This is a genomic window from Escherichia sp. E4702, from assembly GCF_963883545.1.
In the GTDB taxonomy this organism is placed as follows: domain Bacteria; phylum Pseudomonadota; class Gammaproteobacteria; order Enterobacterales; family Enterobacteriaceae; genus Escherichia.
In genome coordinates this window covers 341,331-354,805 of the sequence record NZ_CAWORF010000014.1, presented here as the reverse complement: position 1 = coordinate 354,805, position 13,475 = coordinate 341,331, and the positions used below count along the sequence as shown (strand labels likewise).

Annotated in this window: 14 protein-coding genes; 2 read left to right on the top strand and 12 right to left on the bottom strand. The window is 51.1% G+C overall.

The window, feature by feature from the left end:
- Positions 1–56: 56 nt before the first annotated feature.
- The 5 genes from chbR to osmE all read right to left on the bottom strand — a co-directional run bounded on the left by chbR (position 57) and on the right by osmE (position 3,709).
- The gene (gene chbR / locus AACU94_RS07795) at positions 57–899 is read right to left on the bottom strand and encodes a transcriptional regulator ChbR (RefSeq protein WP_205713093.1); all 843 of its coding nucleotides are present in this window, start codon (positions 897–899) and stop codon (positions 57–59) included.
- Positions 900–906: 7 nt separating this feature from the next.
- Entirely contained in the window at positions 907–1,257 is a 351-nt protein-coding gene (chbA, locus tag AACU94_RS07790) for a PTS N,N'-diacetylchitobiose transporter subunit IIA (RefSeq protein WP_064529165.1), read from the bottom strand.
- Between the two features lie 53 nt (positions 1,258–1,310).
- Positions 1,311–2,669, bottom strand: a complete 1,359-nt coding sequence (gene chbC, locus AACU94_RS07785) for a PTS N,N'-diacetylchitobiose transporter subunit IIC (RefSeq protein ID WP_130208308.1) — start codon at positions 2,667–2,669, stop codon at positions 1,311–1,313.
- Positions 2,670–2,750: 81 nt separating this feature from the next.
- The gene (gene chbB, locus AACU94_RS07780) at positions 2,751–3,071 is read right to left on the bottom strand and encodes a PTS N,N'-diacetylchitobiose transporter subunit IIB (RefSeq protein ID WP_000412160.1); all 321 of its coding nucleotides are present in this window, start codon (positions 3,069–3,071) and stop codon (positions 2,751–2,753) included.
- Between the two features lie 299 nt (positions 3,072–3,370).
- Complete coding sequence (gene osmE / locus AACU94_RS07775) at positions 3,371–3,709, bottom strand: osmotically-inducible lipoprotein OsmE (RefSeq protein ID WP_064529167.1); 339 nt, start codon at positions 3,707–3,709, stop codon at positions 3,371–3,373.
- A 200-nt stretch (positions 3,710–3,909) separates the two neighbouring features.
- Between osmE and nadE the strand changes: the two genes are divergently transcribed.
- On the top strand, positions 3,910–4,737 hold the full coding sequence (gene nadE / locus AACU94_RS07770; RefSeq protein WP_064529168.1) for an ammonia-dependent NAD(+) synthetase: 828 nt from the start codon (positions 3,910–3,912) through the stop codon (positions 4,735–4,737).
- 235 nt (positions 4,738–4,972) lie between these two features.
- Positions 4,973–5,860: an excinuclease Cho gene (gene cho, locus AACU94_RS07765; protein WP_130208310.1), complete on the top strand. Its 888-nt coding sequence runs from the start codon at positions 4,973–4,975 to the stop codon at positions 5,858–5,860.
- Here cho and ves read toward each other — a convergent pair.
- The 7 genes from ves to astC all read right to left on the bottom strand — a co-directional run bounded on the left by ves (position 5,820) and on the right by astC (position 13,434).
- On the bottom strand, positions 5,820–6,395 hold the full coding sequence (ves, locus tag AACU94_RS07760) for an environmental stress-induced protein Ves (RefSeq protein ID WP_130218867.1): 576 nt from the start codon (positions 6,393–6,395) through the stop codon (positions 5,820–5,822). The two genes, cho and ves, sit on opposite strands and share 41 nt — an antisense overlap.
- A 197-nt stretch (positions 6,396–6,592) precedes the next feature.
- A complete protein-coding gene (gene spy / locus AACU94_RS07755) occupies positions 6,593–7,078 on the bottom strand; it encodes an ATP-independent periplasmic protein-refolding chaperone Spy (RefSeq protein WP_130208314.1) in 486 nt (161 codons plus the stop codon).
- A gap of 328 nt (positions 7,079–7,406) precedes the next feature.
- Positions 7,407–8,375, bottom strand: a complete 969-nt coding sequence (gene astE, locus AACU94_RS07750) for a succinylglutamate desuccinylase (RefSeq protein ID WP_135489210.1) — start codon at positions 8,373–8,375, stop codon at positions 7,407–7,409.
- Positions 8,368–9,711 carry an N-succinylarginine dihydrolase gene (gene astB, locus AACU94_RS07745; RefSeq protein ID WP_135489209.1) on the bottom strand — a complete coding sequence of 448 codons (1,344 nt, stop codon included), beginning with the start codon at positions 9,709–9,711 and terminating at the stop codon, positions 8,368–8,370. The genes astE and astB overlap by 8 nt, the downstream gene beginning before the upstream one ends.
- A complete protein-coding gene (astD, locus tag AACU94_RS07740) occupies positions 9,708–11,186 on the bottom strand; it encodes a succinylglutamate-semialdehyde dehydrogenase (protein ID WP_135489208.1) in 1,479 nt (492 codons plus the stop codon). The genes astB and astD overlap by 4 nt, the downstream gene beginning before the upstream one ends.
- On the bottom strand, positions 11,183–12,217 hold the full coding sequence (gene astA / locus AACU94_RS07735; protein WP_130208322.1) for an arginine N-succinyltransferase: 1,035 nt from the start codon (positions 12,215–12,217) through the stop codon (positions 11,183–11,185). The genes astD and astA overlap by 4 nt, the downstream gene beginning before the upstream one ends.
- Entirely contained in the window at positions 12,214–13,434 is a 1,221-nt protein-coding gene (gene astC / locus AACU94_RS07730) for a succinylornithine/acetylornithine transaminase (RefSeq protein WP_135405819.1), read from the bottom strand. Before astC ends, astA begins: the two co-directional genes overlap by 4 nt.
- Positions 13,435–13,475: the final 41 nt, after the last annotated feature.

The window sequence follows — 13,475 nt, the reverse complement described above, 5'->3', positions numbered from 1 at the left end:
CGGAAATACCAGGTTATACAGAGCAAGCATGTAAATTTAGTGTTCTGACACAATGGCTACTGATTAAATTCAGTCAATTTTTTACGATAGCTATTGGGTGTAAACGAGGTCAGTTTCTTAAACGTTTTAATAAACAAGCTTGGGCTACTATAACCGGCTTCAAATGCAATATCCGTTACCGAATAGTTGGTCATTTCCAGTTGTTTTTTGGCAAAATTAATGCGAATTTCATTAATAATCTGCATTGGCGTTTTGCCATAATATCGCTGGGTTGCACGCGTCAAATATTCCTGCGATTTCGCCGACAGTATCACCATATTTTCCAGCGCATTTTCACTAAACTGCTCTTTATCATGCATCTTTTCAACCGTGCCTTTCAGCCACTGCGGCACATCATCAATTACCTGTTCTTCACGGTAATGACGTAAGCGGTTGATAACATAAAAAGTCACTGTCTCAACAAACTCTTCCAGCCCGGTTTCACGGAAATTCAGTGAAGAGATGACCGTTTCCACATAGGTGAGAAAAGCGTTATTGGTCCGGTATACCTGTGATGCGACGAAGCAATAAGGTAACAACGGCAGATAATGTTGCTCAAAAAAACGTTTGCTGATCCCAACATTTAATATACGCGTGGCGCCAAACTCATAAAAACTTTGATGGTGCGAGCCCAACGGAATAAAGACAAAATCGCCCCGCTCGAGCAACACGCGTTTACCGTTTATCTCCTGGTAATAACGACCCGTTAACACCAGGGTGAATTCATAATAGTCGTGTTGATGCAGCCCACTGATACTCTCAGTTTTGTTGTAGATAAACACATGGAAGTTTTTGCCATTAAACAGTTGTTGTTCACGGGCTGTGGCAATTTCCGGCGCGTTAATCACTTGCTGCATCATCAACTCCTTATGCCTTCAATTTTTCATGAAGCTCAATTAATTCGCTAATCAGTTCACGTGCAAGCATTGAGGTCATTAAATGATCCTGGGCGTGGACCAGCACCAGACTCACTTTCATCTTACCTTCGCCCGCGTCGCCTTCAATCAGTTTCGTCTGTACCAGATGCGCTTCATTCAACGCCATTCGTGACTGATCCATCATCGCTTTTGCTGCCGCAAAATCGCCCTGCTTTGCCTGTTTCAGCGCCGCATACGCCAGACTGCGCGCCTGCCCGGAGTTGATGATAAGCCCCATCACCACTTCTTCCAGTTCTTCGGCTTCGGTTTGCGTATCCGGGATATTGTCGAGATCCATCATACTCAGTTCCTCACTTTCCTTACCCGGCACAGCGTTACTTGTGCCGATATCGATTAAAATTTCAGCGCGTTAGCAATATCTTCTTCACTCTCTTCTTTATCAATCACGTTTTGTGCTTTGTTAGCCACCACAACAAATGGCAGATAAATCAGCGTGGCGATACCGAGGTTAAAGAGTGCGACCAGTAAGGCGGCAACGCTACCGTTGGTGTTAAAGAAGGCCCCCAGACCGGTTGGCATGGTCCACGGCGCAATGTTGGTCACTGGTGGAATAATGCCCATGTAATATGCCGCCAGGGTGATTGCCGCCAGAATCGGTTGTACCAGCACAAACGGGATAAACATCACCGGGTTCATAATAATCGGCAGACCAAACAGAATCGGTTCGTTAATCTGGAAGATGCCGGACGGCAGCGCCAGTTTTGCCACTTGACGATAATCAGCACGGCGAGAAGCAATAAAGATTGCCAGAATCAGGCCCAGGGTCGCGCCACTGCCACCGAGGAAAATAAAGGAGTCCAGCATCGGCTTGGCCCAGATATGGAAGGTCTTACCGGCAGCTAATGCCGCTTCGACGGAACCATATTGCTGGTAGGTCGCGATGTTTTCCAACGCCCACGGCGTCATGATGCCGTTGTCCAGTGCAGTCAGCGCCAGCGCGCCGTGAATACCGAAGAACCACAGCAGTGGAACAAAAATCACATACGCCCAGCCGACCACACTGCCCAACGATGCCAGCGGCGTCGAGATAGTATCCATAATGATCTGATGGAAGTTTGTACCCCAGGTCGTCAGCGCCCAGGCAATAATCCCCATCACGGAAAGAATAATAAAGCCGGGAATCAATGCAGAGAAAGAACGCGATACCGACGCAGGTACGCTATCGGGCAGTCTAATTACCCAGTTGCGGCGGACAATAAAGGTAAACATTTCTGCCACCACCAGGCCGATAATAATCCCGGAGATGATATTCGCGCCGCCTAACCAATTAGCGCCGACGGCATAAGCCTCGCCGACGCTATAAGGCGTGACGGTCATAAACGCCGCAACGGATAACAATCCCGCTGCCAGCGCATCGACTTTACGCTCTTCTGCCAGCGCCATGCCGATAAAGAACGGTGCCATTAAAGACATAATCCCCAATGTTCCGTTATAAACATTTCCGCCAATACCTTTCAGACCATTGAGTGTTTCAATGGTCGAGGCGTCGAGGCGAATACCTAAGGAATAAAAAAATGACCCCTCCCCAAAGCTAAGGAAAACGTTATTAATTAATACAAACATAGCCCCTGCGAGGGTTAACGGCATTAAGCGAATAAAACCGTTTTTGATTGCATTAACGTGCGGTTGCTTTCCTATTTTAACTGCAAAAGGGAGGAGTACCTTTTCAAGCGATGCAATAACATTACTCATAGAAAAATACCCTTAAAAACCGCAATTCAAATATTGCGGTATAGATTTATGAAATAACTCTTTGACGGGAAAATTTAAAAATTAATTTGCTGCGGCTTTTTTAATTGCTGCAACTGCAGCCTTAAGCACGCCTAAACCATCGACTTTGCCATATAACAACGAGTCAATTACTTCCACCGGTTTGTTGGGTAACAAACGCTGAATTTCGGGCAACATATAAGCAATCTGCGGCCCTAATAAAACGACATCGGCATTCAGCCCTTTTTCACCAGCCAGCGTTTCTGGAAATGCTTCAATAATGACCGGAACTTCATATTTTTCTGCCTGAGCGCGCATTTTTGATACCAGTAAAGAGGTAGACATGCCCGCAGAACAAAACAGATAAATGTGTTTCTTTTCCATAAAACTGCCCTCATCAACGATTATCTGTCAGCCAGACACTCCGCAAGCCTTCACCTGCTTCCATGCTCTGGGTAACTTGCGAAACCAACATGACTTTTTTTGGTGGCTGAAAAGAGTATACGGTATTGACCTGAGCAATAGTATTTCTTTGACTATACAAATTGTCTCTCCTTGACCTGCTGTTATGACCACCTTCACATTTCGGTTAAATAATTCGCGTCAACAAATAAGAACACGCGCATAAAAAAACCGGCACAATGGCCGGTTTTCGTTGTGACTCAAGCTTTCAGATGAAGGAATTACTTCGCAGCCTGCGGATCAGTGTCGTATTCGGCACAGGTCTGATAGCCGGTGTTGATCACATGCCCGGTATCATCTAACGCGACAAAATAGGTTTCTGCTTTACCATCACGTTGACCCAGAATGTAGGTCTGGCAAGTACCACGAGCATGGATCATGCTCACTTCAGACGAAGGTTTACCCGCAATTTGTGCAACCTGCGCCCGGCTCATGCCTTTTTTGACGTCTTTCACCACAGGCTGTACAAACTGGTCTTTGGTACGATCATACGCCGTACAACCTGCCAGCATGGTTAATACCGCCGCTGCACCCAGAATTCCTGCCATATTCTTGTTCATATTCCGTCCTCTTGTTTATCAGCGTGTTAGATAAGCCTGGAATACATCGGGGTCTTTTTCAAGCCTGAGAGCGAAACGGTTTCGCTTTCAGAGGATTCCTGTATGACGTTTTAACCACCATTCAACCTGCTGTCGCTTGTCGTTTCTGTAGCAACGGGTTAGCTTTAAGGAAGTTTTATTTTTTTGTCTGGAGGGGTTCAATGACATTGCAGCAACAAATAATAAAGGCGCTGGGCGCCAAACCGCAGATTAATGCTGAAGAGGAAATTCGTCGCAGCGTCGATTTTCTGAAAAGCTATCTACAAACCTACCCGTTCATTAAATCACTGGTACTCGGCATTAGCGGTGGTCAGGACTCTACCCTTGCCGGTAAGTTGTGTCAGATGGCAATTAATGAACTGCGCCAGGAAACCGGTAATGAATCACTGCAATTTATCGCCGTGCGCCTTCCCTACGGTGTTCAGGCCGACGAACAAGATTGCCAGGACGCCATTGCCTTTATTCAGCCGGATCGCGTATTAACCGTCAATATCAAGGGCGCGGTACTCGCCAGTGAACAGGCATTGCGGGAAGCAGGTATCGAACTGAGCGATTTTGTGCGTGGCAATGAAAAAGCACGTGAGCGGATGAAAGCGCAATACAGCATTGCGGGTATGACTAATGGCGTCGTAGTTGGCACCGATCATGCGGCAGAAGCCATTACTGGATTCTTCACTAAATATGGTGATGGTGGCACAGACATTAACCCTCTGTATCGTCTGAACAAACGTCAGGGTAAACAGTTACTGGCGGCGTTAGGTTGCCCTGAGCATCTCTATAAGAAGGCACCCACAGCCGACCTGGAAGATGACCGCCCGTCACTGCCAGATGAAGTCGCGCTCGGCGTAACGTATGAAAATATTGATGACTATCTGGAAGGGAAAAATGTCCCGGAACAGGTCGCCAGAACGATTGAGAACTGGTATCTGAAAACCGAGCATAAACGCCGCCCACCCATTACGGTTTTCGATGATTTCTGGAAAAAATAAACAGTGCGGCCTCCCCGCCTGAGATTGTCGACACCAAACACTTTATACATGCCGGATATGGCGTAAGCGTCTTATCCGGCATGTAAAACTTTGCAAATTCAATACATTGCAGGAGTCGAGTAGGCCTGATAAGCGTAGCGCATCAGGCAGTGTTAGCTTTGTCATCGGCCTTGCCTCTTTTTTAATCGCCACCCACCCGCTATACTGGATAAATGACCAGCATTCGGAGTAAACAGTGGTACGGCGTTTAACTTCCCCGCGGCTCGAATTTGAAGCGGCGGCAATTTATGAATATCCCGAACATTTACGTTCATTTCTTACTGACTTACCCACCCGACCCGGTGTGTATCTGTTTCATGGTGAAAGTAACACTATGCCGCTCTATATCGGCAAAAGCGTTAACATCCGCAGCCGCGTCCTTTCCCATTTACGTACCCCGGATGAAGCGGCCATGCTGCGACAATCCCGACGCATTAGCTGGATATGTACCGCGGGCGAAATCGGCGCTCTGCTCCTTGAAGCGCGTCTAATCAAAGAGCAACAGCCTTTGTTTAATAAACGGTTGCGCCGCAATCGTCAGCTCTGCGCCCTGCAACTGAATGAAAAACGCGTGGATGTGGTGTACGCCAAAGACGTGGATTTTTCTACTGCGCCAAACCTGTTTGGCCTGTTTGCCAACCGCCGCTCGGCATTACAGGCATTACAGACAATCGCCGATGAACAAAAGCTCTGTTATGGCCTGCTCGGGCTGGAACCGCTAAGCCGCGGTCGTGCTTGCTTTCGTTCAGCGCTAAAACGTTGCGCCGGAGCGTGCTGCGGAAAAGAGAGCCATGAAGATCATGCTCAACGTCTGCTCCAGTCGCTGGAACGTTTGCGGGTGATCTGCTGGCCGTGGCAAGGTGCGGTGGCGTTGAAAGAACAGCACCCGGAAATGACCCAATACCATATTATTCATAACTGGCTGTGGCTGGGGGCGGTTAATTCGCTGGAAGAGGCGGCAACGTTGATCCGTACGCCTGCCGGATTCGATCACGATGGTTATAAAATTCTTTGTAAACCACTACTTTCCGGTCGCTATGAAATTACTGAACTTGATCCGGTGAATGGCCTGCAAGCCAGTTAATTTCACTGAACAGCAGTTTGCCTTGCGGTTGCAAAAGCCGCAGGGTGTGTTTGCCATCGTACCAGCACGCGCCCTGGTCGGTAGTTAACAATTTTTCGCCCAGTTGCCATGCCCCGCTAATCACAAACACCACCCCGCCGCGTGAGCCAAAAGTGGTGAACGTGCGATCGGCAATTCTGACTTTCGCCTTACAGGCATCCAGGCGCGTCATAATGTTGAAATCCATCGACATCTGCCCTTCCGTCAGTTTCGCTTTTACCACCTGGTCCGCCGCAAAAGCAAAAGGCTGTAACGGCTTTAAGGTATGACTAAAACGGTCTGCGCTTTCAAGAAGCATCTCGCCGCCTTCCAGCAGCGTCACACTTCTTTCCATCCCAGGAAATAAAGAAAATTCACCATTGGCCGCAATGGACGCAATGCTGGCACGCCAGTAAAAATCACGTTTCGCAGGGGGAAAACTACAGATCTCACGAGTTTCACCGGCAGCGTTTCGCCACAGGTTCACCGACATTTTACGCATATCAAAGTATTCCATACTCGCTCCGGGCATGCTCTTTTCATTGTTATCGCTCAGGCAACCGTGGATTGTTATCGGCAACTCGTATGATTTACCTTAGCGTTTTTGCAAAAATGACAGGCACAGGCGCATAAAAGAAAACCGCCGATCCTGTCCACCGCCTTACTGCAAGGTAGTGGACAAGACCGGCGGTCTTAAGTTTTTTGGCTGAAAGATTATTCAGCAGTTGCAGGCATTTTACCTTTTCCCGCTGGGCGTTCTGTCAGACGCTTCTCAAAATTAGCATTAAATTGCTTTTTCTGCTCCGGCGTCAGGATGTTGTAAATCTTGTTCTGGGTTTCCATATGCGCCAGCATGTTAGCTTTGCGCTGTTCTTCCATTTTAGCAATCTGCGCTTCAGCTTTTGCTTTGTCGAAAGTATCGCTGGCGATGATGTCATGCATTGCGCGGCGTTCTTCCAGCGGCGGACGTTTCATCTGGTCACGCTGGCCTTTCATGATTTCACGAATCTGCTGTTTCTGCGCGTCGGTCAGGTTCAGGTCTTTGAACATCATGTCCTGATGCGGACCGAACTTGCCTTTATGATGCATCATCGGCTTCGCGTCAGCCGGTGCTGCGGTAGTGGTGTCAGCGGCGTGGGCCAGGTTAGCCGCGCCAAGAGCCAGGGTAGAGGCAACAAACAGTGCAGTTAATTTACGCATATTCTATATCCTTCCTTTCAGTTATTTGTTACGGCTTTCTTAAGTAACGTGCCGTGTTGACGAGATTAACTTTACTGAGTTTAGCGTCAATTAATCAGAGCAACGGTAAATCAATGAAAGTATAAAAAACATTTTTTCGCCAATTATGGAGAAAAAAAGAAAAATTGAAGGAAAGTGATGAATAAATATTACAAGACAATGATTTTGCAGAAATTATGAAGGACTATACCTGATAAATGGCGATAAATAAAGCAAACACCCAGGATTAATCCGTATTATTCCGAAAGCCGTTATTAAATACCCGCAGAAACCTTTCTGCGGGCAAGTGCTAGGTTATTTTTTCCAGCATTAATCCCGCGCGTAATCCCAACGCCACCAGTGGATTGGGGAATAACACATATTCAATATCATGAGTCACGGTAAAACGTTCCTCACCATCCTGCGCCAATAACGTTCCTTTCTTAAACGGCGTGAAATTCAGCGTCTCGCTCGCCATATGCAACTCGAAAGCAGCAGTGTGACGGGTAATCTGCGAAACCACCCGGTAACGCTGGGGCAGTTTTCTCTCTATACCGACACTTGCCCCTGCTAACAGCGTAGCAATTGCATTGGTGGTTGGCGCAAACTGACGAAGCTCGTTTTGCCCAAACGGCAGTGCTTTGCCTAGCTCCAGCGTACACGCCAGTGCGCCAAAATGTTTGCAGCTGAAATGGGTAAACGTGCCGCCTGGCGCCTGATGAAACACCAACGCCTCCAGCCCTGCCGCGCCCAGCCATGTCAGAAAACTTTCGTCCCAGGGAAGTTCTCGTTGCGGTAAAACGCCAAACCGCTGGTGGTACGAACCGCGGATGGCAGTATGCAGATCAAGATGCCAGCGCACAGACTCATTCCCCCGCTGATAAAAATCTTCCAGGCACTGTTCCAGCTCGCGGGCGCGGCAGGTTTCGCCGCTTTCGGCAAATAGCTGCCAGCGTCCGCCAAACATCCGGTTCATATCGCTATGGCAATAGCGCTTTCCTTGCTTGAGCGCTGGGGGATTTCCGAGGATTGCCAACAAGCGCCAGCGTAACTTAATTTCACCGTGATAAATTGCGCCAAGTAAGGCGTCCAGCATTTCTACAGGCGCCGTTTCATTACCGTGGATCCCCGCCGAAATTACCAACGCGCCTTGCGGTGGGGTTAATGGCGTCAGTTCCAGCACGCCATCCCCCAGCCAGCGCCAGCGAATACCGTTGATTTCTCTCTCGGTGATGACAGGTTTTTTACCCTCTAATGTCAGAGTGAGAAAATTATCCATTACCCCCTCCCTCGCGCTGGAACGGGTAAACCGAACCGAGATTCAGTAATTGAGTCAACGCATCCAGCGCTTCCCGCCCTTCACGCAGCAATTGCGGGTCGGCCAGATCGGCAGCAGTAAGACGATCGCGGTAGTAACGATCCACCCAGTCATTGAGCGCATTAAACAACGTATCGTTCATCATCACCGCCGGATTCACCGCCTGACGTTCTTCATCCGTCAACACCACGCGCAACCGCAGGCACGCAGGGCCTCCGCCGTTCGCCATACTTTCGCGCAAATCAAAAACTTTTAGTGAGCTTATCGGGTTGTCAGCAGTAAGGAGTTCATTGAGATAACGCCATACTCCTGCATGTTCCCGACACTCCTGTGGCAGCACCAGCATCATCGAACCATCATCGCGACTCAGCAGTTGGCTGTTAAACAGATACGTAGACACCGCATCAGACACAGAAACCTGCGACGCCGGAACTTCTATCGCCATAAAACCATTGACCCGCGCACGCAGGTTTGCCAGTAATTGCGCCTGGCGAGCAAATGCCTGCTGATGGCAAAACAGTACCTGGCGGTTGCTCACGGCAATCACGTCATTATGAAAAACGCCCTGGTCGATAACGTCCGGGTTTTGCTGGGCGAAAATCACCTGCTGCGGATTAACCTGATTCAGCCTGGCTACCGCCTCGCTGGCTTCGCGGGTCTGCCGCGCCGGATAGCGGGAAGGCCGCGTACCGTTACCCTCTTCTCGCCCGTAAACAAAAATCTGCACACCGGGTTCGCCGTAATGACCGCCGAGGCGATTGTGGTTTGCCGCCCCTTCATCACCGAGTAATGCCACCTGCGGCAACGCCGAATGGAGGGTGAATTTCTCTTTATCGTTAAAAATGGCGTTTAACAGCGATTCGGTGACGGGGGCTTCCAGCGAACGGTGAAATTTATTGTTCAGGTTGGCGACCGTGAAATGTACTTTGCCATCCAGCGTATCGGCGGATGGCGCTACCGTGGCCGCATTAGCTACCCACATTGGCGATGCTGAGCTGACGCTGGAAAGCCAGTGTGGTGCCTGGCGGGCAACCTTTTCCAGTATCTGCTCATCGCTGCCGCTGAATCCCAACTGACGCAGCACCGGAATAAACGGACGCTCGTGCGGCGGGATCACCGCCTGGGGAAATCCCGCATCGGCAAGGGCTTTCATTTTCAGTAAGCCTTGCTTCGCCGCCAGTCGTGGATTCGATACCTGAAAACGATGACTGGTGGAGGCTTCATTACCAAACGACAGACCAGCGTAATGGTGCGTCAGCCCCACCAATCCATCGAAATTGACTTCCCAGGCATTCATCGCGCCACCTCATCAGAAAAATCAAGCCCGGGGTTAAGCATTGCGGGCAACGTTAACGAGTCCGACTCCAGGCTTGCCATCGGCCAGGCACAATAATCTGCGGCATACCAGGCGCTGGGGCGATGGTTGCCGGAAGCGCCAATGCCGCCGAATGGTGCGGTACTGGCGGCTCCGGTAAGCGGTTTGTTCCAGTTAACAATCCCTGCCCGCGCTTCCAGTAACAGTTGCTCGAACTTTTCCCGTTTTGGGGAAACCAGCCCACAAGAGAGGCCAAAGCGGGTGTTATTCGCCATCTTTATCGCCCCATCAAAAGTGTCATAACGCCATACGCGAAGTAGCGGCCCAAACACTTCTTCATCCGGCACGCCTGAAACGCCCGTCATTTCAACGATCCCTGGCGTCAGCAGCGATGTTCCCGCTTGTAGCAAACGTGGCGCAAGCAGCGTTTGCCCGCCCAATGCTTCCAGTTCCTGCCAGGCAGTAACCACCTGCTGTGCGGCCTGTTCAGAAATCAGCCCGCCAATAAACGGCTGCGGTTCGTCATCCCATTTCCCCGGCGTTAACCGCTGGCTGACGGCAACAAGGCGAGCAAGAAACGCATCGCCCTGCGCCCCGCTTTTCACCAATAAACGGCGGGCGCAGGTGCAGCGTTGCCCGGCAGTGACAAATGCCGACTGGATAGTCAGATGGACAGCGGCGTCGATATCCACCACGTCATCAATAATCAGCGGGTTATTGCCGCCCATTTCGAGGGCAAGAATTTTTTCCGGCTGACCGGAAAGCTGGCGATGTAACTGGTAGCCGGTATTGGCGCTGCCGGTAAACAGCAAGCCGTCGAGATCCTCCAGTGCACTGAGTGCCTGACCGGTTTCGCGCCCACCTTGCACCAGGTTCAGCACGCCCGACGGCAAACCTGCCTGCTGCCATAAACGCATGACTGCCTCGCCGCTCCAGGGGGTTAGTTCGCTGGGTTTAAAGATTATCGTGTTACCTGCCAGCAGCGCCGGAACGATATGCCCGTTAGGCAGATGTCCGGGGAAATTGTACGGTCCAAACACTGCCAGCACGCCGTGTGGACGATGGCGCAAGCTCGCTGCTCCATCGGGCATTTCACTGCGCTGCTCTCCCGTACGAGCGTGATACGCCTTGATTGATATCGCGATCTTATTGATCATCGCCGTCACTTCGGTTGCCGCTTCCCAACGCGGTTTGCCGGTTTCTCTGGCAATAATCGCGGTTAATTCGGCTTTGTTGCTTTCCAGCAGTGCGGCAAATCGTTCAACTCTTACCTGACGATCGCCAAAGGAGAGCCGCGCCCAACGCGGAAACGCTGCACGAGCAGCCCGACAAGCCTGCTCAACCTGAGCAGCATCGGCATCATTGCCCTGCCATAACACCTCGCCCGATACCGGATTACGCTTCACGCGCTGTGCGCCCTGGCCCGTCACCCAGTCACCGTTGATCCATAAAGTCATGCTGTTTTCTCCTCTGCGCACAGGCGCACCAGACGAACGCGATCCCCGGCGTGGCATTTGAGGGCATCCAGTTGTGCGGCGGTTAAAATCAAACGTTCGGTCGCCGGATCGGCTCGCACCAGCAACACGCGGAAATGGTGATAATTTTCATTGGCGACCAGGCAAGCCGGAAAATCGCCCTGTGCAGGTTGTCCTTCCGCTACTTCCACCAGCCGACTTTTGCGGATAGCGCGAACGCGGTCAATGTCACACTCCAGCGTCGGCCCGCCGTCGAAAATGTCGATATAGTTGCGGTAGCGAAAGCCCTCTTTTTCCAGCACCGCCCGCGCGGGCGCGGTTTGCGGATGTACCTGACCGATGACGTCCTGTGCTTCCTGGGATAAAAAGTCCGTATAGATCGGATGTTTCGGCATCAGTTCTGCAATAAATGCCTTTTGCCCGGTGCCGCAGAGAAAATCGGCGCGGCTAAAATCCATCGAAAAGAAACGTTTACCGAGGCTTTGCCAGAACGGTGAATAGCCGTGTTCGTCAATCACCCCGCGCATTTCGGCGACCACTTTGTCATTAAACTTGTCGCGAAAGGCCGCCATAAACATAAAGCGCGATTTCGACAGCAAATAGCCGTTGCCCTCTTTGCGCCAGTCCGGGTCGAGAAACAGCGTGCACAGCTCGCTGCTGCCAGTGTGATCGTTACTGAGAAACAGCGTCGGCAACGCGTTATAGACATTCAGCTCTTTCGAAGCGTGAACCAGCGTGCCGACGCGATAGTTGTACCAGGGATCGTTCAGCCCAACCGCTACCTCTATGGCGCAAATCCCCGCCACAGTGCCTGTCTCGCTCTCTTCCAGCACAAACACATAGCCCTGCTCGCTTTTGGGCAGTTCGCCCTGCCAGGTTTTGATTGCCCTTTCGATACGCGCCGAAAGCGTGGCTTCATTGGCGGGAAGCGACGTCAGGCCGCCGCCCGTTTTGCTGGCAAGCTGCATCAGCGCTGAGACATCTGATCGCTCAACGGGACGGATGACCATCATGATGAACCTCGGCTCACAAAGTGTTCGCAAGCAGCTGCAAAGCGATCCAGTCCGGTCGTCACCTCTTCTTCGCTGACATTCAGTGCCGGAGCAAAACGCACCACATTGCCGCCCGCAATCAGCACCATCACGCCCGCTTTCGCCGCTTCCTGAGAAATTTGTTTCGCTTGCCCGGCGTAATCCGCATTCAGCACACAGCCAATCAGCAGACCTAAGCCGCGAATTTCACTGAACAAACCGCAGCGGTGATTAATGGTATTAAGACGTTCAACAAACCAGTCGTGACGCTGCTTAACACCGTTAAGCATTTCTGGCGTGTTGATAAGTTCGAGCACTTTACCCGCCACCGCCGAGGCCAGCGGATTACCTCCATAGGTGGTGCCATGAGTGCCAACGGTCATCACGCTGGCGCATTCTTCGGTTGCCAACAGAGCGCCAACGGGGAAACCGCCGCCCAGCGCTTTGGCGGTAGTTAACAGATCTGGCGTCACGCCGTAGTGCATATAGGCATACAGTTCCCCGGTGCGCCCGACGCCGGTTTGTACTTCATCAAAAATCAGCAAAGCATTGTGGCGGTCACACAATTCACGCAGACCTTGTAAAAACGCGTTGCTGGCTGGTACCACACCGCCTTCCCCCTGGATGGGCTCGACAATCACCGCACAGGTGGAGTCATCAATCAGCGCGCTGGCAGAGTTAATATCGTTATATGCGGCATGACGGATATCCGGCGGCAGTGGCGCAAAATCCTGTGAATAGGCTGGCTGCCCGCCTGCGCTGACGGTAAACAGCGTGCGCCCGTGAAACGCATTTTTGAACGCCACGATACCGCTCTTATGGCTGCCGTAGCGGTCGTGAGCGAATTTACGCGCCAGTTTTAGCGCCGCTTCGTTGGCTTCCGCACCGGAGTTACAAAAGAAAATGCGATCGGCAAACGTGGCGTCGATCAATTTTTTCGCCAGTCGCAGTACCGGCTCGTTGGTGTAACCGTTGCCGGTATGCCAGAACTTACTCGCCTGTTCGTTCAGCGCCTCGCGCAGTTCGGGATGCGCATGGCCCAATGCGTTTACCGCGATGCCACCCGCGAAGTCGATATACTCTTTCCCCTGCTGATCCCACAAGCGCGAACCTTCGCCACGTACCGGTATAAACGGTGCCGGAGCGTAAACAGGTATCATCCATTCATCAAAGTTTTCACGCGTAATTGGCTGAGACATAGCGACCTCTACAGTAAATAATTCGTTATTTATATGTTAAT